Here is a 22,361-nt window from a genome sequence, read left to right on the forward strand (position 1 = left end):
GTTGTACATCTAATTTTTATTGTTTTTCCATGGCAGCCAGAGACAGATTTGCAACCCTCCATTGGGACGATTCAAAAGCTGAATATGCCCATCATGCGCATCAATGATTTCTCTACATAGAGCTAATCCCAAACCCACGCCTTGCTCTTTTGTTGAGAAGAAAGGGAGTAGTGCCTGCTCAAGTACTTTCTCACTCATCCCGCAGCCTCGGTCGGAGAGTACTAGCTTTTGCCCAAAACTGTCTGTACTAACTTCAAGTTCAATATCTTTGCTATCGCTTCCAGCTTCTCGTGAATTCTTAATTAGATTTAGTAGGGCTTGCTCTATTTGGACGGGGTCAAAGTAACCGGGTTCGTCTGGCAGGCTTCCCTTTAGGGAGAAGGCTTGAATTGGCATTATGCGATTGACTAGCTCCTGCCAGCTAATAGTCTCACAGCTTGGAGCGGGCAGTTTGGCAAAAGAGGCGTATCCCTGAGTGAACTCTGTCAGATGCTTGCAGCGGTCTGCGATAATATCGAAAACCTTTTCCAAAGCCTGCTCTTTGCCAGGCTTTGTTACCAACATTTTTCCAGAGTGTGCGAGCGATGAAATTGGAGCTAGAGAGTTATTCAGTTCATGGCTGATTAAGCGGATAACTTTTTTCCAAACTTCTACCTCCGCACGGGTCAGCTCACGAGTCATTTCGCGTAAAACGATTAGTCGATGTTTTTGTGTGTTTAAAACAAAAGAGCTGTTTCCGATATGCATGGAGTGGGGGCCATTGATATCGGCATAATTAAAAATTCCATTCTTCCAACTATTAATGGCGCTGGCTATTTCATTGGGGCTCTTGGATAAAAGCTTCGGTAAAAGTAGTCCTTGTATTGGTCTTCCATTGTTAAGAAGTTGCTTGGCACTACTGTTTGAATAAATAATGCGATCGTTTTGATCCACTAGTAGAAGAGCTTGGGGTGATGTTTGGATAACTGTATCCAAGAGGAGTTCCCGTTGATAAATATGGGCACGTTCCTTACGCAAGTGTTCCCCAATCTCGTTATAGAGAATTGTTATTTGCCGGAGTTCACTATCCTTGGGGTGTACGAGGGAGATTGAGAAGTCGCCGTCACGAAAATTTAGCAGGCCATTTTGTAGTGATTTTAGGGTGCTAGTTAGGGGGGCAAGTATAAGGCGAATCAGTACAATTAATAACGGCAATGAAATGATGAGTCCCGCTGACCAGGCGAGTGATGGGTTAAAGCCAGCCCGAATGCCGAGCCAGGATATGGTAACACCAGCGACTAAGGGAATGGCCGCTGTTGCAATAAGGCGGCCTTCAAGTGAAAAATATTTCGACATCAATAGGGTATACCGTGTTTTTCCAGGCGGCGGTATAGCGCTTGGCGGCTCATACCGAGTTCTCGTGCAGCCTGGGCAATAATTCCATTGCAGTTGGATAGTGTCTCTTGTAGCAGCTCACGACTGGGCTCGAAACTCACTTCCACTTTATCGGATGGTGTTTGCTCAGGAAGTGCCAGGACGGCTTCATCGATGGTATCCTCCTGACTAAGGACGGCCGCTCGCTGCATAACATTTTGAAGTTCTCGCACATTGCCGGGCCAATGATAGCGAGTAAGGGCGTTTAACGCTTGAGGAGATAGCTTTTTTGAGTTGCCACTTTCTGCGAGGAAGCTCATCGCGAGGGGAGGGATGTCTTCAGGGCGCTCATGCAGTGGTGGGAGGCGCAGTTCTATAACATTGAGTCGATAAAATAAATCCTGGCGAAACTTGCCTTCCTCGATAGCCTTGTGGAGATCTCTATTGGTAGCACTGATTACCCGAACTTTGGTTTTGCGGGTTTGGCTGCTGCCTAAACGTTGGAATTCCCCGGTTTGTAGTACACGCAGTAGTTTCACCTGACCGCTGGGTGATAGCTCGCCAATTTCATCGAGGAACAGGGTGCCGCCATCGGCGGCCTCAAACCTGCCCTCCCGTGCCCGATTGCTGGCGCCGGTATAGGCTCCAGGTTCGGCTCCGAACAGCTCTGCTTCCATCAGATCTTCCGGCAGTGCACCCACATTAACTTTAATAAAAGGCCCTTCTTTAGATGAAGAGTTCGCCTGGACAATCTCAGCAATCTTCTCTTTGCCGGCCCCATTTGGCCCTGTGATCAGGATGGGAACTTCAGATTTCGCTACTTGAGTGGCCATCTCCAACAGCTTTTGCATTTTATCGCTGCGGTAAATTATGTCTTGTAGTAGAAAGTCCTCCCGTAATTGGCTGCGAGCATTCAAAGCTTGTTGCTGGGATGCCTGCTGGCGCTTTTGTAGTTCTCCCAGTTCCAATAAATTGTTAATTGTGGATATTAGTTTATTGTCATCCCAGGGCTTACCCAGGTAATCAGCAGCACCAGCTCTGACTAACTCGACGGCCATTTCCAGTTGAGTCCAAGCTGTCAGCAGGATAATCGGAAGGTCCGGATTTATTTCCCGAATCGCGAAGAACAGTTCTTTGCCTTCTTCTCCAGAAGTTGTGTCAGCGGTGAAATTCATATCCTGGATAACCAGGCTGACATCGCTGTTCTCTCGTAGTAGCTGTAAGCCGGCTTGAGGAGTAATCGCACAAAGTGGCTGCAAGTCATGCAGAGACAACAGGATCTCCAGGGCGGAAACGATACTGCTGTTGTCGTCAATAATAAGTACTTTGTCCATAGTTTCTAAGACACGCTATTAAGGCGCCTATTATGCAATGTGTTGATGGCGAGGGGGAATGCTTGTGGCAGGTTTTCCCTGCCACAAATAGATTAGGGAGAGTTAGTGGACGATGTGTTGCTCAGCAGGTTTATGGTCGAAGCTGAGTACCCTCGCGAGCTGCCACTTTCCATCTACCTGTTTCCAGAGGTGAGTAAACTGTGAACTTTCCCGTAAGATCTCAGATTTGTCGTCATTGATGCCATAAAATCGATGGGTGCCTGACTGAATAGCACCGTAATGGTTAACAGGGTAGATTTTAGTGCTCTCGATTACCAGTTCACGACGTGCACGAATACCACTTCCATTTTCACGCTGTTTACACATATTGGTAATGGCCTTGACAAACTCTTCTCCAGACTTTGCTGTTTGACCCCACTTGTCATGGTACATTTCAAAGTCATCGGTCACCAGGTTTTGTGCTTCTCTTAGATCACAATTATTGAATAATGCATCAAATAAGCGTTGGTCGGCTCTAGTAATTTGTTGTACTAGTTCTTCAGTTACTAGTGGACCAGCAATAACCGGATGTTTTTCAGCTTGTAAGTTTGGGCTAATGAAGGTTAGCCCCACAAAAAATAAAGAAGATATTTTTTTAAACAAGATCAATGTCCCTATTGTTTTTTTGCTGGGGGGTATGTCGACCGAATGTGGCAGATAAACCATGAAAATGAATGAGGAAAACTTTTACCTTATCTTGGGGGCGAGCAATTAGCTCACCCCCTAAAGGTTGTTGTTTAAATACTTCGGGTGGCTGTCGCCGGCGATATATTGGCTGCTCGTAGTGCTGGGGCAAGTGCAGCTACAAGGCTGACTAAGAGAACCAGTAGCGCACAAATAACTAGAGGTACAATTGTTAAAGTAGGCTGTGAGTAATCGCGAACCATATATTGATTGGCAATCAGTGCCGTTGCACTGCCAACTGCGATACCCAGACTCGCTATCATTCCGTTTTCAATAAGGAAATATCGGCTGATATTAGTACGGGTGGCCCCTAATGCACGTCTAACACCAATTTGCTTGGCCCTTTGGTTAATCCAAAAAATGGTTAGACCTACAATGCCAAGGGCTACAATAAAGCTCAGCATAGCTGCAACGATAGAGAGTACTTTAACCATCATATTGTCGATAGCATAGCTGCGTTTGACATACTTAGAGAGTGGCTCAACAGAGATTACTCGCTGAGGGTCTCGCTCGGAAAGCTTGTCAGCTAACACCTTCATTACCTCATCGCGTTTACCCGGCTCTGTACGTACTATATATTTTGCATAACGCCTATTTTTTATTTCTGGGTAAAACATCACATTACCAGCTTTGGACCATCCAACCCATGCTCCCAGATGCCGTTCTACAACTCCGACTATTTCCATCGGTTCAGAGCTACCACCGGAGAAAATTGGCCGTCCTATAGGATCCTGATTGGGGTAGAATTTATCGGCAAGTTGCTGGGTGATAATGACAACAGGTTTTTTTGTAGCCTCGTGAGAGTTGCTGGCCTGCATATCGGCCTCGGTAAAGTTACGACCTGCGACTAACTTTAAATTGAGGGTGTTAATAAAGTGTGGATCAACTTGATAGTAGTTGGCTCCTTCTCCGCCGATTTCCTGATTGGCTTTATTGTGATATACCGAAGACGATCCTGATTGCGATAGAGGGATTTGTTGAGTGATCGAGGCATCGACAACATTTGGAAGTTGACGGAGAATCCCTAAATCGGCTCGTACCGCCCCAATTGTGTCGTAGTCTTTTGGTATTGCCATGAACCCAATAGTAATAATGTTGTCGACATCGATTCCTGTGGGCCGGTTTATCTTTTCTACTCTATCTTGGATTATTATTGCTGTGTTGCTGATAATTGCCAGGGTTAAGCCAAGCTGAAGGGCAATCAGCAGTGCAGAAACTTTGTTGCGCCAGAGGGCGGACAGCATCGGTTTTAATTCAAGCATGGTCAGGCCTTACTGGGTTTTCAGGTAGATAGAAGGGTTGGTTTGACTGATCTTCAATGCTGGATAGAAACCTGCCAATAGGCTTGCGACAATAGCCAGGCCAATAGCCGCAACCATCATGACCCAATCCATAGTTGGAAGTGTGTCGATTTGGCCCATGGCCAGGTAGCGAATGCCGCTAAGGCCGAGTATGGCGAGAAAAATACCTGCTACTCCGCCGATGATTCCTATGGTTGCGCTTTCAATTAAGTGCTGGGTGAAAATCGCACTTCTACTTGCTCCCAAGGCGCGACGCACACCAGCTTCTGGTGCTTTGCGTAGAAATTTTGCCAACAATAATGCAACGGCATTGATAATACATACCAGGAGAAACGCCAAAGAAACCCACCCAAGAATGCGGTTGTCATCGCTGAGTACCTCATTGAGAACCAACCACTCAGATGGCTTACTCAAGGCAAACTTTAGTGGTCGCTCGAAACGTCCTTGAGCTTTCTCTTGCTGAATATAAGCACGAAGAAAATTTTCGTAATGTGCTTTTTGTTCGCTAGTTGTAAGTTCAACCCAGTATTGAACCCAGAGATATTCACTCTGTAGAAACTCTTCATATCCCTGCGGATCGGCATTGTCCCAGCCATTGGTGTTGCCCCAGCTGTGAATTTCCAATTTGCGGTGTAAGCCAAAGGGTATGAATAACTCTTCTACTGTATCAAACGGGCTGTTGTTGACATCATATACCTTTGGTGAGGGCTCCCAAGTGTCGATAACGCCCACTACCGTATAGGGTTCGTCGTTGAGTTTTATTGTCTTTCCAACGCTATTTTGACCAGAGAAAAGCTTGTCATTTGTCGGCTTGGAAAGCACAACTACTTGAGTAGGAGAGCTATCAGCAGACTTTTCCCAAGTGCCACCATAAATAAAGGGCACATCGAACAAAGCGAAAAAGTCTCGGGTAGTTACCCGGGTATGTGATTCAAAAGGTCTAATAGCAGAATTTTCAATCTCAACGGTAAAACCGTAGCGATGCATGGCAACTTGGCGGGTGGGAATATCTGAGCGCAATAACGCTTCGGCGTCCCGATAGGTCAGCTGCCAGGGTATTTCATTCTTACTTTTGTAAGCTTTATTAACATCCCAACTGTCTAGCTGTACGGCAAAGAGAACGTCGTCTTTGTGCTTTAAAGCATTCTGGGACATAGTGTAGTTCAGGGTCAGCACCGTCATAGAGGCGCCGACACCGACTGCAATAGCGGCAACCATTAAGCTGCTTAAAATCGGGGTTCCGCGCAAACTTCGTAGGGCCAGGGAAATATAGTATCCAAACATGGTGCAGTCTCCTTAAGCAGTAACGGCAGCAGGCTGCTCGGGGACCGCACGTAAATCGCAAACCTGTCCATCTACAATCTGGATGTTGCGGTGGGCACGGCGTGCGAGTTCTGGATCGTGGGTAACCATTACGATGGTGGTTCCCCACTCGTTAATAAACTCCAGTAGCTCCATTACCTGGCGGGCCATTAAGGAGTCGAGGTTACCGGTGGGCTCATCCGCAAGTAGAAAACGGGGTTCGCCAGCTAAAGCGCGGGCGATAGCGATACGTTGCTGCTGTCCACCGGAGAGCTGTGCCGGCAGGTGTTTAGCGCGTGCAGAAAGGCCTACCTGCTCGAGCACTTTTTCAATACGCTTGCGACGTTCTTTTGCATTGAAACCACGATAGCGCAGGGGAACGTCGATATTGTCGAATAAAGTTAGGTCGGGAATCAGGTTAAACCCCTGGAAAATAAAGCCTATTTTTTCGTTGCGCAGATGTGAGCGCTGGCGGTCATTGAGATTACTAACATTCTCACCGTCGAGCAGGTACTCTCCACTGGTGGGCGTTTCCAGTAGGCCGGCGATGTTGAGAAAGGTGGTTTTACCGGAGCCACTGGGGCCGGTCACAGAAACAAACTCACCCTCTTTAACTTCAAGGCTGAAATCGCGCAGCGCATGAGTTTCGATAGTATCGGTACGGAAACTTTTACGGATATTGTTCATTTTCAACATTGCGATATTCCCTTTTTCTTAAACTTTAAATTATTGATTGATTTACTAAAGAGCTTTACTGAGCTCCAATTTGAATTTGGGGTTAATCTGTCAGCGCAATTAGCTGGGCATTTTCGAGTTCCTCGGAAGAGGAGATAATGATTCTGTCTCCCTCTTGTAGACCTGAGATAATCTCTACCTGTTTTAAGCCAAAGGCGCCTATCTGGATGGAAACTCGCTCTGCCTGTTGTTCGCTGTTCAAACGAAAGGCATGGTTGCCACCGCTTTGATCGAGGAAGCCACCGCGTTTGACCAGTAGCACGTTATTGCGGTTTTCCAGCAGTATGCGGGCGGTGAGGCGGAGATTTTGTCGAAGCTTTTTCGGCTGCCCCTCAGTGAAACGAACCCGTGCGACCACCTGGCCGTTTATAACCTCGGGGGAGATTGCAGTAATTTCCCCTGGTAGCTCTTTTCCACCGAGTTTGATTACCACGGCCATGCTGATACCCAGGTCGTCGGCATAGTTTTCCGGCACTTTGGCCTCGAGTTCAAAACTGGTGAGATCGACAACTGTAATAAGTGGCGCATTGGCGCCCACGGCGCTGCGCTGTGCCACAGCTAAGCTACCGATGGTGCCGTTGACCGGTGAGATAATGTTCAGCTCGCGCACTCGGCGCTCAGTTTCTTCTACCTGAAGGCGTTGTTGTGAGACCTGGAGTTCCAGGTTCTGGGTTTCAAAGGTCAGTGATTCTTTTTCCAGTCCCGCATTTTGTACGGCTTGTTCGTACTCCAGCTGGGCGCGGGCCATATCGTCCTTGGTTTTTTCAAAATCCAGCCGCGAGATAATTTGCTTTTCCATCGACAACTCTGCTCGCCTCAATTCTCGTTTGGCAGCGGTGAGGTTGACTTTGGCCAGGTCGGCCTTTTGCTGGTTTTCCATATGCTGGCGTTTGGCCTGGATTTTTTGGCGCTGCAGGTTCACCGTCAGCTGGTTGAGTTGAGCGTTTTCCTGGGCCAGCTGATTGGATAGTTCCGGGCTGTCGACGGTGGCCAACAACTGCCCTTCGTCAACGGTATCCCCAGCTTTCACTGCAAACTTCACAATGCCCTGGGCAGGGCTGAAAAGTGTGGGGCTGTTTGCGGCGACCACTTGGCCCTGAACCACCAGATCTCGCACCAGGTCTCCTCGCTGGACCTGGGCGATATTGACTTGAGACAGGGAGAGGGTGCTGTCGACAGAGCTATTGCTGTGCCAGGAGCTAATACCCCAGGTCAGGAATGCCAATGTCAAACCGGCAAATACCGAGGCTTTGACGACCTTTTTGTTCTTCCAAACCGGCACGGCTTCTATCTTGGTATCTTGTCCGGAAGTATCTCTAATCATTGCGGCTTTCCGTTTCTCTTGCTGTTTTGCCTGTCATTGCTATTTGGATGCAGGCTTTTGGAAATTTGGATTCAGAGCTAAGAATCTGCTTGTTAGGAGGGGTATCGCAATAAGCATGCCAACAGTTAAATTTTATTTAACCTGTTGATATAAAAAGACTTTTTTAGTTTTTTGTGTTTTTTTGTTTTCTTAATGGTGTCCGCAAAAAGTGTCCGGTGTCCGCCTTGTCCGCGGTCGGACAGCTGTGGACAGTTCTGATATTTATCAGGGGAAAAGTGGGGAGAGGGAGGCTGCGCCATGCGGGGTTACTGCCGTTTATGTTAGAGTGCGCGGCCTTTTTTTGATCAATCTCAATTTAATTAGCTGTCTCCTATGTTTCCTTCGCTGCTCTCATCGACCAAAGCCGACTGGTTCGGCAACATACGTCGGGATGTTCTCGCCGGCCTGGTAGTGGCCCTGGCTTTGATACCCGAAGCCATCGCTTTCTCGATCATTGCGGGCGTTGACCCCAGGGTCGGGCTCTACGCCTCTTTCTGTATCGCTGTTGTGATTGCATTTGTCGGCGGTCGCCCGGGAATGATCTCCGCTGCCACCGGGGCCATGGCTCTGCTGATGGTGACTCTGGTGAAAGAACACGGGTTGCAGTATCTGCTTGCGGCAACCTTATTGACTGGGGTACTGCAGATTATTGCGGGTTACCTGAAGCTGGGGAGCTTAATGAGTTTTGTCTCCCGGGCTGTGGTGACAGGGTTCGTCAATGCCCTGGCAATATTGATATTCCTGGCGCAAATGCCGGAATTGATCGGCGGCACCTGGGAAGTCTATGCAATGACTGCGGCGGGTCTGGGGATTATTTACCTGTTCCCTTATATCCCCGTGATTGGCAAGGCTGTGCCATCACCGCTGGTGTGTATTCTGCTCCTCACCGCAGTGGCAGTGACGATGGGATTGGATATTCGCACTGTCGGCGATATGGGTGAGCTGCCGGATACTTTGCCTGTTTTCCTCTGGCCAGAAGTTCCGCTTAACTTTGAAACCTTACAGATTATCTTTCCCTACTCCGCAGGTCTGGCCGTCGTGGGCTTGCTGGAATCCCTGATGACCGCGACGATTGTCGACGACCTGACGGATACTACCAGTGACAAGAACCGCGAGTGTAAAGGTCAGGGTATTGCCAATATTGCTGCGGGTACCCTGGGTGGTATGGCTGGCTGTGCGATGATCGGCCAGTCTGTTATTAATGTGAAATCCGGTGGCCGCGGCCGTCTTTCCACTCTGGTGGCCGGTATCGGTCTGCTGACACTGGTAGTGTTTATCAGTGACTGGGTTGCTGTGATCCCCATGGCGGCGCTGGTGGCAGTCATGATTATGGTCTCTATCGGCACCTTTGACTGGGGCTCCATCCGCAACCTGAAGCACTACCCACTCTCTACAAATTTGGTCATGCTGGCCACTGTGGTTGTGGTAGTGTGGACTCACAACCTGGCCTATGGTGTATTTGTCGGTGTGCTGTTGGCATCGCTGTTCTTTGCCAACAAAGTCAGTCACTTTATGTATGTGAGCAGCTCCCTGGATGAAAAGCAGAGTCGCCGCACTTACAAGGTCATTGGGCAGGTATTTTTCAATTCAGCCGATAAGTTTACCGCTTCATTTGATTTCAAAGAGGTGGTGGATACGGTGGTGATCGACCTCAACCGCGCGCATTTCTGGGATGTTTCCGGGGTTAATGCGCTAGACAAGGTGGTGCTTAAGTTCCGCCGCGAGGGAGCACAAGTTGAGCTGGTAGGACTGAATGAGGCCAGTGAAACGATCGTCGACCGTTTTGGCGTACACGATAAGCCCGAGGAAATTGAGCGGGTTCTTGGAGGACATTGATGGCCGTAAGCAACAGCGAAAATAACAATGAGAACACAGGTAATGGCGGCAAAGCGCCATTGATACTCTCTTGTATCGATGGCTCTCATTACACTGGAGCGGTGTGTGATTACTCGGCCTGGCTGGCCAGGAGCCTGCAAGCACCGCTGAAGCTGTTGCACAACATCGAAAGAAGCAGTGTCCCTGCGGTAACCGATTTTACCGGCAGTATTGGCCTGGGAAGTCAGGAGGAGTTGCTGGAAGAGTTAACTGCGCTGGAGCAGCAGCGGGCGCAGTTAATGGTGCAGCAGGGCAAGCTGATGCTACAGGCCGCCCGCAGCCGCGCCGAAGATGCCGGTGTGCAAAATATCAAAGCCTGCCAGCGTCACGACAGCCTGACAGAATCAGTGGTGGAAATGGAAGACTCCATTCGCGCGCTGGTGTTGGGAATTCGCGGTGAAGAGCACGGGGATTCTGAGCGTGGACTTGGCGCTCACCTGGAGACAGTAGTGCGCTCACTGCACAAGCCGATTTTGGTGGTCAATCGGGACTTCACAGAGCCCAGCAGGGTGATGCTTGCCTACGATGGCAGTGAGGCCTCGTGCAAGGCATTGGCGATGGTTGCAGAGAGCCCATTATTTCGCGAACTCTCCTGTCACCTTGTCTATGTAGGGCCCGCTGAAACTGCGGAGAATTTGTTGGCTGAAGCCTCGGCCAAACTGGATTCTGCAGGACTCACTTGCACTGCCAGTAATCTCACCGGCAATACCGTTGAAGCTTTGGTGGCCTACCAAACCGAGCACCAGATTGACCTAACCGTGATGGGAGCTTTCAGTCACAACCGCCTGCACGACCTTCTGATGGGAAGCATCACCGTTAAAATGTTGTTGAAAGCCCGCCAGCCTCTGTTGCTGTTGCGGTAGAAGCCCCTTCGCTTCCCACTTAAAGTGCCAGTGCCGCTTCCCGGGGGCTGGCAAACCAGCGTAGGGGTTCTGCCTCATCGGGTAGTCTTAAATCGTAGAAATGGGCTTCGCGAGCAACTTTGCGAAGCTCTTTTTCTCCCATCATTAAATAGCTCTTAAGATCTAAGTTGCAACGGTTTTCCTGCTCTTGTTGCGTGTCTTTATCAGTAAATGTCAGCTGAGAAATATCAAGCGATGTCCTCATTTTCTTATCCTGATATCTCCATACGCCGGTGAGCGGGTCAAAACGGTAAAACGGCAACAATCTCCAGCCGTAGTTGGCGACCAGGGCCACTGCCTCCAATAAGTATTCGAAGACCTCCTCGCTGATAAAATAGTTAAAATTGAGTCTTATCCAACCGGGTCTCAGTACCTTCTGACCTTGCAGGATTTGTTCTTCCAGGGATTTACTGTGGGCCATATCGATGCCCAATAAAGCGTGTCCATAGGGACCGGCACAGGAGCAGCCTCCGCGAACCTGAATACCAAACAGGTCATTGAGCAATGCCACCACAAAACCGTAGTGAAGGTCCTTATTGTTCCATTTAATTCGCAGGGAGATGATGGATAGTCGTGCGGAGTCAGTATTGCCGAGTATCTCAATGGCCTCCTCCTCCGACCAGCGTTGCAGTGCCCGCTGTAAAAATTGGGTTTCGCGTCGACCAATCTCTTTTGCGCCCACCGTCTGTTGAAGTTTGAAAACCATACCGGCCCTGATCGACTCGATAATGGCTGGAGTGCCGCCCTCTTCACTGCGCTCGGCGTCTTCCAGATAGCGGTGATCCTCCGGTGTGACATAAAGGACGGTACCGCCTCCCGGTGTAGCAGGTACCGAGTTTTTCAGCAGGTCTTCGTGTACAACCAGAATACCTGGAGTGCCGGGTCCTCCGATGAATTTGTGCGGGGAGATAAATACGGCATCCTTTTGGTAGTGGCTATCCGGCGTTGCTGGCCCTTGCATATTAATTTGCACATAGGGTGCTGCGGCGGCGTAGTCCCAAAATGATAAAGCTCCATGTTTTTTAAGGAGTGCAGTCACTGCCTCTACATCTGTTTTGATTCCGGTTACGTTAGAGGCCGCAGAAAAACTGCCGATTTTAAATGGTCTATGGGCATGGGCGCGCAGTTCTGATTCCAGTACTTCAAGGTCAAGTTTGCCTCTTTTATCCAGTGGAATAGCGATTAAATCGGCAATGCTCTCTCGCCAGGGGAGTTCATTGGAATGGTGCTCGTATGGGCCGATAAATATTACCGGGCGATCATGTTCGGGAATTCTACTTAAGAGCTGGTGTTGCCTATCCAGGTCTGCGGGCAGGCGCAAGTTGAGAATATCGATCAATTTGTTGATCGCGGCTGTTGCACCAGAACCACAAAAAATCACTTTATGGTTATCACTGGCGTTGACTGCCTGACGAATTTCTTCACGGGCCTGCTCCCGTAGCGCGGTGGTATGGGCACCGGTATAGGAGCTCTCGCTGTGGGTATTGGCATAGAAGGGCAGTACCTGCTGGCGGATAGTCTCTTCGATAAATGTCAGCGCACGACCGGAAGCTGTGTAGTCGGCGTACACCAGAGGACGTTTTCCAAACGGCGTTACGATTGCTTGCATATCGCCGATTACTGAGTCGCGGATGTGCTTTATCAGGTCTGTCATGATTTCCTTTCCCCTGTTTTGTGGGGCTCACTTTAGTCCCGAATGCTTGAAACAATGTCTCTACTTGTATCCTTTATTGTGTGATTTATGAATGATTGTGCCGATAATAAGATTTAAATCGTAAAACTGTGCCATAAAGCGTTATTTTTGTGTGATTGGGCGAGGCGGGGACTGAGTGATGACTGAAGGATTAAGCAAATTGGATAGGGCAATACTCGAGCTGTTGCAGGCTGATGCGACCCTGTCAGTGGGGGAAATTGCCGAGCGGGTTGGGATGTCCAAGTCGGCATGTTGGCGCCGCATTCACCGTCTTGAGAATGAGGGGGTGATTTGCGACAGGGTTACCCTCCTCGATCAGCAAAAACTGAACTTGCCGCTGACGGTCTATATTTCAATTCGTACCAACCAGCATAATGATCAGTGGGCCGCCCGTTTTAGCGAATTGATACAGGGGGTGGCTGAAATTCTTGAGGTCCATCGTATGAGTGGAGATTTGGACTATCTGATCAAAGCGGTAGTCACCGATATGCCTGGCTACGATCGTCTCTACAAGGAACTAATCAAGGCCGACCTGTTTGATGTCAGCTCCAGTTTTGTGATGGAGACGATGAAGCAGACAACCCGTTTACCGCTAAATCATGCATTGTCGAAATAGGGGTGGATTCTAGCCGCGTCGATTACTCCACCAGTGGCGCAATCGGGTTTCTCCCAGGGCGCTGTCACCCGAGGGGGCCTTAAGGCTGTTGCGAATCTCACTCCAGGCGTTGGAGTTCAACCACAGGTTCAGGGCGAGTACCACCAGCATGGTGGTGATAGAGCCGAGCCCCGCCAGCAGCATGTCTTTCTGCGCGTCCCAGATATCTCCCTGGGAGCCGAGGAAGGCTGCGCCCAATTCTGGAGAGACAGCTTTTGCCGCTTGCCACTCAATGATTTCGTAGATTGATGAGAGCGCAAAAGTCACGTCTACCGGGAAGAAATAGGCCCAGAATCCACGCAGCTGAGCCAGGCGCACAAGAATCTCTCGCACCGGATAGGCCAGGAGAAGGCCAAAGCTGAAATGCACCAGGCGGTCGTACATATTGCGATCGGAGCCCAGCCATTCCTGCAAGGTGTAGCCAAAAGGCGTTTCGGCATAGGTGTAGTGAGAGCCGATCACATGAAGGCACATGAAGATGGTGATCAATGTATAGGAGATATTTGATAAGGGAAAACTCCGTGCACTGATCAAAATGATCGGTAGAGCGGCAAATACCAGATAGTTCTCAAGCAACCAGTCATCGGGGTGCAGGGGGTTCCAGGCAGACCAGGCCCAGGTAATGGCAAATGTGGTCAATAAGAACAGGTGGAACCAGTGTTGGCGAAGGAAAGTCTGCATATGTTTGGCGCCTCTACGTCGGGCTAGAGATTGGCGCCAGGATACACCATTGGAGGGGAATAGGAATTGCGTTGAATTACGGTCCGCTAATGCAATGCCGCGCGGTGTGGGAGTGCGGCAGTAATCGCGGCTTCCTCGTCGAGTAATTCAGATAGCCTCGCTTCCACTTTTTCGCGGGGAAAGTACTCCAGGGCGAGTTCGACAAATAGTTCGTGGTGGCGAGCTTCACTATCGGTGATGACCTGGTAGAAGGTTTTCAGGGGGCCAGCTGGCAGTGCCTCAGCCACCAGTCCAAAGCGCTCGCACCCCCGCGCTTCGATGATCGCTGCGGTGAGCAGGCGGTCCATCAAGTATTCATCTGGCCCCCGGCGAATCAGTTGGCGCAGGGCGTTGATATACGGATCTTTCTCATCCGGTGCCTGGTAGATCCCTCGATCATGCATAATCTTAATAACCTGGCGGAAGTGGTTCATTTCTTCCAGTGCCAGGTTGATCATGGCTTCCACTAAAACGGGCTTGTCGGGATAGTGGGAGAACATGGATACCGCCATGCCGGAGGCCTTTTTCTCTGCGGCAGCATGGTCCTGCAGGAATCGATCAAAGTCGGCGAGCACCACTTGAGCCCAGGGTTTGGGGGTGTGAAATCGCAGTTCAAACATAGTCGATGGCGGTTAGTGCAAAGCGTCAGTATACCGCCACCGTTTCACTGCTCTAGAGCGTTATTGCTCCGGGGTAGAGTCAGCTGGCAATTCTGCGTTCGCGAACCTCCCGCTCTTGTTGAGTAACAATTCGGGCCTGTTCCAGAGACATGCCGGCCTTTGCGTGAGGGGTGGGCTTGCCATTTGCGTCCAGCGCGACAAAAACAATTTGGTCCACTTGCACAATCAGCTGCTGCGACTGTTTGTTGCGAACCTCGCAGTGGACTGTGAGCGAGGTTTGGCCGATACCAACCACTTCGAATCCAAACTCCACCACATCACCGCAGCCAGCGGAGCTGACGAAGTCAATTTCCGACATCAGTTTGGTGACCAGCATTGGAGTACCCATCTGGCAGCCGGCAAAGATTGCTGCTTCCTCATCAATCCAGGACAGTAGCTGTCCGCCAAACAGGCGCTGGGCAGGATTGAGGTCTCCGGGTTTCACACAGTGTCGCGAATAGTATTTCACTCTGACCTTCCTAACTTACTACAGGTTTAACAACGCTCGAGCCATCCCTGGCTTGCTGTATGACAGCGAAAAGCTTCCTTCACTGGTGAGACTGCATACAGCGTGCCAAGCCAGAAAAAGCGCGGTTGATGAGTTTTCCTGTGGAAATATGTCAATTAGCCCTTTTGTGGCACCGGCTTGGCGCGACATTAATCACTGTAGCCCCTTTTATGTGCAGGAAAGTCAGGAAATATCGATTTCCTGTTTGGGTTTTGAACAGGATGTGGCGCTTTGGCCGGGATAGTAGATATTTTGGACGTCATCTATCGATTGTGGGAAATACCGCTATGGGACTCCTCGGCGACAGAGATTAGAATGGCCCACGAACCTGACCCAGGCGTCGCACTCACGACCTTGGGTTGATAGTTCTCCGGAGCGCCACCAGCGTATCTGTAATCAGGTAACAACGATTCCCAAAAGACGAAGGGAGAGACTGTAAGGATGATCATCCAGCCGAAAGTACGCGGTTTTATTTGTACCAATGCCCACCCGCAGGGCTGCGCTGCTAACGTACGCGAGCAGATTGAGTATATTCAGTCCCAGCCAGCGGTCGAAAATGGGCCCAAAAAGGTGCTGGTGATAGGTGCCTCCACAGGCTACGGCCTGGCATCACGAATTACAGCTGCTTTTGGTTGCGGCGCAAGCACCCTTGGTGTGTTTTTCGAGAAGCCGCCTACTGAAAAGCGCACGGCTTCTGCGGGTTATTACAATTCCGCAGCTTTTGAGCAGGAGGCCCACAAAGCGGGGCTTTACGCAAAGAGTATCAATGGCGATGCCTTTTCAGATGAGGTGAAAGCCCAGACTGTAGATATGATCAAAGAAGACCTCGGTCAGGTTGATCTCGTGGTTTACAGCTTGGCATCCCCGCGTCGCACAGATCCGAAAAGCGGTGAGCTGTATAGCTCTGTACTCAAGCCCATTAACAAATCTTACACTGCCAAGAATCTGAACACTGACAAGCTGGAGATCTCCGATATTACTTTGGAGCCGGCGAGCGACGAAGAGATCGCAAATACCGTCAAGGTTATGGGTGGTGAAGACTGGGAACTGTGGATGCAGGCCCTCGGTGATGCCGGGGTATTGGCTGATAACTGCAAGACTGTGGCTTATACCTATATCGGTGAAAAGTTGACCTGGCCGATTTATGGTCACGCGACTATCGGTAAAGCTAAAGAAGATCTTGATCGCGCGGCAAAAGCGATCACCGATAACGGTAAGGCTGCGGCTAACGTTGCCGTTTTGAAGGCGCTGGTGACCCAATCCAGCTCTGCTATTCCGGTGATGCCACTCTATATCTCTCTTGCGTACAAAATCATGAAAGAAGAGGGGACTCATGAGGGCTGTATCGAACAGCTATACCGCCTCTACACTGAGGGGCTCTATACCGATACTCCACGTCTCGATGATGTGAACCGTTTACGTATGGACGAGAAAGAGCTGCGCCCTGAGACCCAGGCGAAGATCGAAAAGTTGTGGCCAGAGGTAACTGCTGAGAACCTGTTCGACTTGACTGACTTCAAGGGCTATCAGGCGGATTTCCTCAAGCTGTTTGGATTTGGTGTTGATGGTATTGATTACGATGCCGACACCTCACCCATTGTAGATACCAAATTTGGCTGATTTTATGCGGGACTCCATTTGGGAGTCCCGTTTCCCCTTCCGTAACGCACTCCTACAACTCTTCCTAGCAAAGCTGCATAATCCGGTTTTTCGGTTTATGGGGGCTTTTCAATGGAGTATCGCCAACTCGGCACCACCAACCTTAAGGTAAGCCAGATTTGCCTGGGCACCATGACTTATGGTGAACAAAATAATGAAGCTGAATCCGCTGAGCAACTCGACTATGCAATATCTCAAGGGGTTAACTTCATTGATTGCGCGGAAATGTATCCCGTACCGCCACGGCCAGAAACCCAGGGCCGAACCGAGGAATATATCGGCAACTGGTTGGCTGCGCGAGGAGGCAGGCACCAGGTTGTTGTCGCAACTAAAGTGGCGGGCCGCAGTGCCGCCAATTCAGGTGTTGGCCATATTCGCTCGGGTCCCCGTCTGAACCGAGAGCAGATTTTGCAGGCCTGTGACGATTCCTTAAAACGTTTGCGCACTGACTACATTGACCTCTACCAGGTCCACTGGCCTGAAAGGCAAACTAATTTCTTCGGGCGCCTGGACTATACCCACGGCAGCGACGATGGTGTGTCTATAGCTGAAACATTGGGCGCACTCGAGGAGTTGGTTGAGCAGGGCAAGGTTCGTCATATCGGTGTTTCCAATGAGACCCCCTGGGGTATGTTTGAGTACCTGCAGCAGTCGATTGCCTACGGGAAGCCAAGGATTGTATCGATTCAAAACCCCTACAGTCTTTTAAACAGGGCTTTTGAAGTTGGCTGCGCTGAAATTGCTATTCGCGAGAGATGTGGCCTATTGGCGTACTCCCCCCTCGCATTTGGGGTTCTTTCGGGTAAGTATCTGGGGGGAAGGAAGCCTGAGGGTGCGCGACTTACCCGCTATGATCGCTTTCAGCGCTACGCCGGAGAGCGAACCCTGGCTGCGACCCAGGCCTATGTGGATTTGGCCCGGGAGTTTGGTCTGGACCCTGCGCAGATGGCACTGGCATTCGTGAATCAGCAGCCATTTGTCACTTCAAATATCATTGGCGCCACAACTATCGAGCAATTGCGTTCCAATATTTCCAGCGTTGAAATTACCCTGGACAGTGAGCAATTAGCGGCTATCGAAGCTATACACCAGGGGAATCCCAACCCGGCGCCCTAAAAGGGCAGAGTCTGAATTCTATTGATGAAAGCCTGTGATGCCTCTGAAAGCCCCGCAGGAATAATGCGGGATGAATCAGGGGCTGCCCAACTATAATTGGGGTAGTCGCCATGAAAATATGGCTGCCAGAATAGATAGCGGTAATCGTTATGGAAACTACTGGACATCACACACTGAAGGACCTGTTTTCCCAGTTGGGGCTGGCGTCTGAAGATGCACAGATCCATGAATTTCTGGTCACGCACTATTTGCACCGTCACGAGAAGCTTTCCTCCGCCTCCTTTTGGAGCGATGGGCAACGAGAGTTCCTGGAGAATGCCATCTTGGATGATTCGGATTGGTGTGTCGCAGTGGATGAGTTGGACACCCTGTTAAGGCACTGACCTCCTGTGGTTGTTACTCAGTCCCCGCTCTCCTCGCATAGGGTATACTACGTCGTTTTCAACCGACTTAGGTTGCGCCTCGGCGCCACACCCTGATATAGATCTGATGGAAAAACCCCGATTTCGCGCGGCATTGCTGCATCCTCGCTACTGGCTGACCTGGCTGCTTTTTGCACTATGGTTTTTGATCGCGCAACTGCCCTATCGCTGGCAGTTGGCCATGGGCCGTGCGTTTGGCCGCCTAATGCTAAGAGTAGCTACCAGTCGACGCACGATTGCTGAACGCAATCTTGCGCTGTGCTTCCCCGAGCTGGGGGAAGGTGAGCGAGCTGAACTTCTTAGGCGTAATTTTGAGTCCAGTGGAATCGCCTTAATGGAAACCGGCATGGCCTGGTTTCGCTCTGCCGTATGGTTACGAAAACGCTTTACCTTTGAAGGGCTGGAAGCCCTGCAGGCCATCCAGGCCCAAGGCCAGGGCGTTCTCCTGATGGCTATGCATTTCACTACCCTGGAAATCGGCGCCGCCATGATGGGGATGAGCATTACTCTCGATGGCATGTATCGGCCGCACAAAAATCCGGTTTATGACTACATGCAGCGCAAAGGGCGAGAGCGCCATACTGAGAATGGCAGTGTTTATCAGCGTAAAGATGTGCGCGGGGTATTGCGAGCCCTGCAGCGCGGGCGTGCGGTCTGGTATGCTCCGGATCAGGATTATGGGATTAAGCAGGGGATCTTTGCTCCTTTCTTCGATGTTCCGGCGGCGACTGTTACGGGAACCTCACGGTTCGCCAGGGTCGGCAAGGCCAAAGTGGTGCCCTATGTGGTGACACGACTGGATGATGGCTCAGGTTACCGTTTGAAGATTTACGATCCTATTGATCAGATCCCTTCGGGAGATGAGCTGCAAGATGCCATTTTGGTGAACCAGTTTATCGAAGCGCGTATTCGCGAGGCCCCAGAACAATACATGTGGGTGCATCGCCGTTTTAAGACCCGTCCTGAAGGGGCAGAAAATGTGTATCACGGGGTACGCAAAAAGAAAAAGAAACGCAAAAGAGTGGCGAGCTAGTCGCACTGGCGCAGATACCCTGGCCTAAGTAACATACTGAACTGACTCTGGCGGTGGTATTCCGGGTGGAGTGCAAAAAATAAGGAGTGAGGATGTTAACCGGTAGTATGGTGGCCCTGGCCACCCCAATGTACGCAGACGGAAGCCCGGATTGGGACAGTCTGCACAACCTCGTTGAGTGGCATATCGAGCAGGGGACCCGAGCACTGGTTGCTGTGGGGACTACCGGTGAATCTGCAACCTTGGACTTCAATGAGCATATTGAGGTTATTCGACGTGTTGTGGACCAAGTGGCAGGTCGAGTGCCAGTGATTGCTGGAACTGGCGCAAACTCTACTTCTGAAGCGATTGACCTTACAGAGAATGCCGCCCGATGTGGTGCAGATGCCTGCCTACTGGTTACACCTTATTACAATAAGCCCACCCAAGAAGGCCTCTACCAGCACTATCGTGCGGTGGCCAAAGCTGTCTCCATTCCCCAAATTCTCTACAATGTTCCCGGCCGCACAGCAGTAGATATGCTGCCAGAAACGGTACAGCGCCTGGCGTTGGTCGGCAATATCGTAGGCATTAAGGAGGCCACTGGTGACCTGGAGCGGGCTAAGGTTTTAATAGATACTCTGCCCGAAGGGTTTGCCGTTTACTCTGGCGACGATAGTACCGCGGTTGAACTAATGTTACTGGGTGGTCATGGAAATATTAGTGTAACCGCTAATGTGGCCCCCGCAGCAGTGGCCCAAATGTGTGAAGCGGCGCTGGCCGGTGATGCGGTGACTGCACGGACAATTGACCAGCGAATACAAATATTGCACAAAGTGCTGTTTTTGGAGTCCAACCCGATACCGGTGAAATGGGCTCTCCGGGAGATGGGTCGTGTCGACGGTGGAATACGCCTGCCTCTGACAAGTTTATCCCCTGAGCACCACGGAACAGTGCGCGAAGCTCTGCGCAGTGCCGGTGTACTCTAAACCCGCGAACTGAGAATTAACCAGGATAGCTTTAATGAAAAAATTGACCGTTGGAGCCGGGCTCTTTATCTCCAGTATTACACTGGCGGGGTGCGGTGTGTTCGGCAACGATGGCTATTTCCGCGATCGCAGTAATGATTACCAGCATGCCGATAGCCTGACGCCTCTGCGGATACCTGAAGGTGTTAATACCAAGCACCAGGAGGAACTCTATGAGATTCCGCAGATTGCAGGAGAGCAGCTGGCCCAGGGGGATTTTGAAGTTCCGCGTCCTCAAGCGCTTTCAGTGAATGCGGGTCTGGAGAGAGTAAAGATTCAAAAGCTCGGCGGAAATCGCTGGGTGCTGGTATCCCAGCCTCCTGAAGAGGTGTGGCCCCAGTTGCACCAATTCCTTCGCAGCTCAGGCTTGAATATAGAAATGTCAGATGCCAATGCGGGTGTGATGGAAACTGCCTGGATGGCCTTTAAAGAGAGTCCTGACACTAAAGATAAGTATCGCTTGCAGGTAGAAACCGGTGTGCAACCCGATACGACAGAGATTCATGTGCGCCACTTGTCTGTGCCTTCTGCAGCCCCGGTTGGCGGTAGCGTTAATTGGCCTGATCGCTCTTCGAGCCCTGAGCGTGAAGGGTGGATGATTGATGAAATGTCCACGGCACTGGCGTCAGAAACAGCTGCTGCTACAGCGTCTTTGGTTGCCCAGGCAATTGGTAGCAGCTCACTTAAGGTCCAGTTGAGGGAGCCTGCTGGTCACGAGCCCTATATTGCAATGGGGCTCGAAATGGATCGGGCCTGGGCTACTGTCGCTCATGCTGTGAATTCTGGTGCTTATCGCCTGCACCGTGAAGATTCCGATATTGGACTTTTTTACGTCACCTACGATGAAGACCGTGCACTTGCTTCTGATGAGGAAGATGGCGACGGAGGCTGGTTCTCCTGGGGTAGCAAGAGCGATGAAGATGAGCTGGCAGAGAGCGCTGATCAGGTAAGCCTACAGCAGATCTTGGCTGGAATTGATATGACTGAGGGGGCTGAACCTGCTCTCTTCAAGGAAATCAAAGGCCTGGGAGTAGGAACCGCTACAAGCGAGGCTTATCCCGGTTATCTGATTGTTATTCGTGGTAATGACGATGAGATTGAAGTGCGCGTGCGCGATACTCGCGGACAGCCGCTTTCAAAGAATGAAGCTTCCCAGCTGCTTCAATCTATCCAGCAGAACCTTATTTAATGGGCCTGCGCTTCGCCTCTTTGGGAAGCGGCAGTAAAGGCAATGGAACAGTGGTCGCCAGTGGCGACCACTTTCTTTTGGTTGACTGCGGTTTTACCATCAAGGAAACCGAACGCCGTATGGCGCGGCTCGGTATGTCTCCCGCTGATATCTCTGCGATTGTGGTTACCCACGAACACAGTGATCACCTCTCTGGTGTAGGTCCACTTGCGCGCAGATATGGCCTGCCTGTCTACCTGACGCCCGGTACTTTTAAGGCGCGTGATATTGGCAAGTTACCGGAGTTGCACTTAATTGAGGGGCACCAGCCTTTTGTTGTCGCTGATATTGAAATAACCCCGGTCGCGGTTCCCCACGATGCTCGTGAGGCGGCGCAGTTTGTGTTTCGCTGTCGCGGTAGCAGTCTGGGCTTGTTGACGGACTTGGGGACTATCACCCCTCATGTTGAAGCGCACTTTGGTGATTGTGATGCCTTGGTTCTAGAGGCAAATCACGACCCTCTGATGCTCGCTCAAGGGCCCTATCCACCTTCGTTGAAGCGACGCGTTGGAGGTGCCTATGGCCATCTGAGTAATCAGCAGGCTGCTGGCTTTCTACAGCGCGTTGGCTATGAACAGCTACAGCACCTGGTTGTAGCCCATATCAGTGAAAAAAATAACAGCCTTGCCCTGGCAAAGGAGGCCCTGGCAGAGGTTGCCGAAACAGTGGAGAGCTGTATTTTTGCCTGTCAGCAGGAAGGGTTTGACTGGCTTACAGTGGAAAGCCGAAGTTAAGGTCGCTATCTATCCCCAGCTTATATCTGTTTAAATGCG

General features: G+C 50.6%; 21 protein-coding genes. 10 read left to right on the forward strand and 11 right to left on the reverse strand.

All coding sequences use genetic code 11. From position 1 onward, the window contains the following. Window positions 1-9 precede the first annotated feature (9 nt). From ACG1BZ_RS03810 to ACG1BZ_RS03840, 7 genes are all read right to left on the reverse strand, one after another. Entirely contained in the window at window positions 10-1,335 is a 1,326-nt protein-coding gene (locus ACG1BZ_RS03810; protein ID WP_413664441.1) for a sensor histidine kinase, read from the reverse strand. Next, window positions 1,335-2,687, reverse strand: a complete 1,353-nt coding sequence (locus ACG1BZ_RS03815; RefSeq protein WP_413664442.1) for a sigma-54-dependent transcriptional regulator — start codon at window positions 2,685-2,687, stop codon at window positions 1,335-1,337. The genes ACG1BZ_RS03810 and ACG1BZ_RS03815 overlap by 1 nt, the downstream gene beginning before the upstream one ends. Window positions 2,688-2,789: 102 nt before the next feature. Beyond that, window positions 2,790-3,329 carry a nuclear transport factor 2 family protein gene (locus ACG1BZ_RS03820; protein WP_413664443.1) on the reverse strand — a complete coding sequence of 180 codons (540 nt, stop codon included), beginning with the start codon at window positions 3,327-3,329 and terminating at the stop codon, window positions 2,790-2,792. Window positions 3,330-3,463: 134 nt separating this feature from the next. Then, on the reverse strand, window positions 3,464-4,672 hold the full coding sequence (locus tag ACG1BZ_RS03825) for an ABC transporter permease (RefSeq protein ID WP_413664444.1): 1,209 nt from the start codon (window positions 4,670-4,672) through the stop codon (window positions 3,464-3,466). Between the two features lie 9 nt (window positions 4,673-4,681). Next, window positions 4,682-5,995 (reverse strand): ABC transporter permease, encoded by a 1,314-nt coding sequence (locus ACG1BZ_RS03830; RefSeq protein ID WP_413664445.1) that lies wholly within the window; start codon window positions 5,993-5,995, stop codon window positions 4,682-4,684. Between the two features lie 12 nt (window positions 5,996-6,007). Next, window positions 6,008-6,709: an ABC transporter ATP-binding protein gene (locus ACG1BZ_RS03835; RefSeq protein ID WP_108731860.1), complete on the reverse strand. Its 702-nt coding sequence runs from the start codon at window positions 6,707-6,709 to the stop codon at window positions 6,008-6,010. 82 nt (window positions 6,710-6,791) lie between these two features. After that, window positions 6,792-8,072 (reverse strand): efflux RND transporter periplasmic adaptor subunit, encoded by a 1,281-nt coding sequence (locus ACG1BZ_RS03840; RefSeq protein WP_413664446.1) that lies wholly within the window; start codon window positions 8,070-8,072, stop codon window positions 6,792-6,794. A 372-nt stretch (window positions 8,073-8,444) separates the two neighbouring features. On the opposite strand from ACG1BZ_RS03840, the gene ACG1BZ_RS03845 reads away from it, so the two are divergent. Then, the gene (locus ACG1BZ_RS03845; protein ID WP_413664447.1) at window positions 8,445-9,947 is read left to right on the forward strand and encodes a SulP family inorganic anion transporter; all 1,503 of its coding nucleotides are present in this window, start codon (window positions 8,445-8,447) and stop codon (window positions 9,945-9,947) included. Beyond that, window positions 9,947-10,849 carry a universal stress protein gene (locus ACG1BZ_RS03850; RefSeq protein ID WP_413664448.1) on the forward strand — a complete coding sequence of 301 codons (903 nt, stop codon included), beginning with the start codon at window positions 9,947-9,949 and terminating at the stop codon, window positions 10,847-10,849. Before ACG1BZ_RS03845 ends, ACG1BZ_RS03850 begins: the two co-directional genes overlap by 1 nt. A gap of 19 nt (window positions 10,850-10,868) precedes the next feature. Here ACG1BZ_RS03850 and ACG1BZ_RS03855 read toward each other — a convergent pair whose 3' ends face one another. Further along, a complete protein-coding gene (locus ACG1BZ_RS03855; RefSeq protein ID WP_413664449.1) occupies window positions 10,869-12,542 on the reverse strand; it encodes an aminotransferase class V-fold PLP-dependent enzyme in 1,674 nt (557 codons plus the stop codon). Window positions 12,543-12,720: 178 nt separating this feature from the next. On the opposite strand from ACG1BZ_RS03855, the gene ACG1BZ_RS03860 reads away from it, so the two are divergent. Continuing rightward, window positions 12,721-13,197, forward strand: a complete 477-nt coding sequence (locus tag ACG1BZ_RS03860; RefSeq protein ID WP_413664450.1) for an Lrp/AsnC family transcriptional regulator — start codon at window positions 12,721-12,723, stop codon at window positions 13,195-13,197. A 9-nt stretch (window positions 13,198-13,206) separates the two neighbouring features. On the opposite strand, the gene ACG1BZ_RS03865 is transcribed toward ACG1BZ_RS03860, so the two are convergent. The 3 genes from ACG1BZ_RS03865 to ACG1BZ_RS03875 all read right to left on the reverse strand — a co-directional run bounded on the left by ACG1BZ_RS03865 (window position 13,207) and on the right by ACG1BZ_RS03875 (window position 15,084). Then, entirely contained in the window at window positions 13,207-13,917 is a 711-nt protein-coding gene (locus tag ACG1BZ_RS03865; protein WP_413664451.1) for a DUF2238 domain-containing protein, read from the reverse strand. 86 nt (window positions 13,918-14,003) lie between these two features. Further along, window positions 14,004-14,576: a tRNA-(ms[2]io[6]A)-hydroxylase gene (locus ACG1BZ_RS03870; protein ID WP_413664452.1), complete on the reverse strand. Its 573-nt coding sequence runs from the start codon at window positions 14,574-14,576 to the stop codon at window positions 14,004-14,006. A gap of 79 nt (window positions 14,577-14,655) precedes the next feature. After that, entirely contained in the window at window positions 14,656-15,084 is a 429-nt protein-coding gene (locus ACG1BZ_RS03875) for an acyl-CoA thioesterase (RefSeq protein WP_413664453.1), read from the reverse strand. A 480-nt stretch (window positions 15,085-15,564) separates the two neighbouring features. On the opposite strand from ACG1BZ_RS03875, the gene fabV reads away from it, so the two are divergent. The 7 genes from fabV (at window position 15,565) to ACG1BZ_RS03910 (ending at window position 22,322) form a co-directional block, all read left to right on the forward strand. Then, window positions 15,565-16,743, forward strand: a complete 1,179-nt coding sequence (gene fabV, locus ACG1BZ_RS03880) for an enoyl-ACP reductase FabV (RefSeq protein WP_413664454.1) — start codon at window positions 15,565-15,567, stop codon at window positions 16,741-16,743. A 111-nt stretch (window positions 16,744-16,854) separates the two neighbouring features. Beyond that, window positions 16,855-17,898, forward strand: coding sequence for an NADP(H)-dependent aldo-keto reductase (locus ACG1BZ_RS03885; RefSeq protein ID WP_413664455.1), 1,044 nt, complete (start codon window positions 16,855-16,857; stop codon window positions 17,896-17,898). 149 nt (window positions 17,899-18,047) lie between these two features. Then, entirely contained in the window at window positions 18,048-18,281 is a 234-nt protein-coding gene (locus tag ACG1BZ_RS03890) for a DUF2789 family protein (protein WP_413664456.1), read from the forward strand. A 106-nt stretch (window positions 18,282-18,387) separates the two neighbouring features. Then, window positions 18,388-19,353: an LpxL/LpxP family Kdo(2)-lipid IV(A) lauroyl/palmitoleoyl acyltransferase gene (gene lpxL, locus ACG1BZ_RS03895; protein WP_413664457.1), complete on the forward strand. Its 966-nt coding sequence runs from the start codon at window positions 18,388-18,390 to the stop codon at window positions 19,351-19,353. A gap of 92 nt (window positions 19,354-19,445) precedes the next feature. Further along, window positions 19,446-20,321 carry a 4-hydroxy-tetrahydrodipicolinate synthase gene (gene dapA / locus ACG1BZ_RS03900; RefSeq protein WP_282934185.1) on the forward strand — a complete coding sequence of 292 codons (876 nt, stop codon included), beginning with the start codon at window positions 19,446-19,448 and terminating at the stop codon, window positions 20,319-20,321. 34 nt (window positions 20,322-20,355) lie between these two features. After that, complete coding sequence (gene bamC / locus ACG1BZ_RS03905) at window positions 20,356-21,549, forward strand: outer membrane protein assembly factor BamC (protein WP_413664458.1); 1,194 nt, start codon at window positions 20,356-20,358, stop codon at window positions 21,547-21,549. Further along, entirely contained in the window at window positions 21,549-22,322 is a 774-nt protein-coding gene (locus tag ACG1BZ_RS03910) for an MBL fold metallo-hydrolase (RefSeq protein WP_413664459.1), read from the forward strand. Before bamC ends, ACG1BZ_RS03910 begins: the two co-directional genes overlap by 1 nt. The last annotated feature ends 39 nt before the right edge of the window (window positions 22,323-22,361 follow it).

Origin of the sequence: Microbulbifer sp. CNSA002 (genome assembly GCF_047324085.1) — a bacterium.
In the GTDB taxonomy this organism is placed as follows: Bacteria; Pseudomonadota; Gammaproteobacteria; order Pseudomonadales; family Cellvibrionaceae; genus Microbulbifer.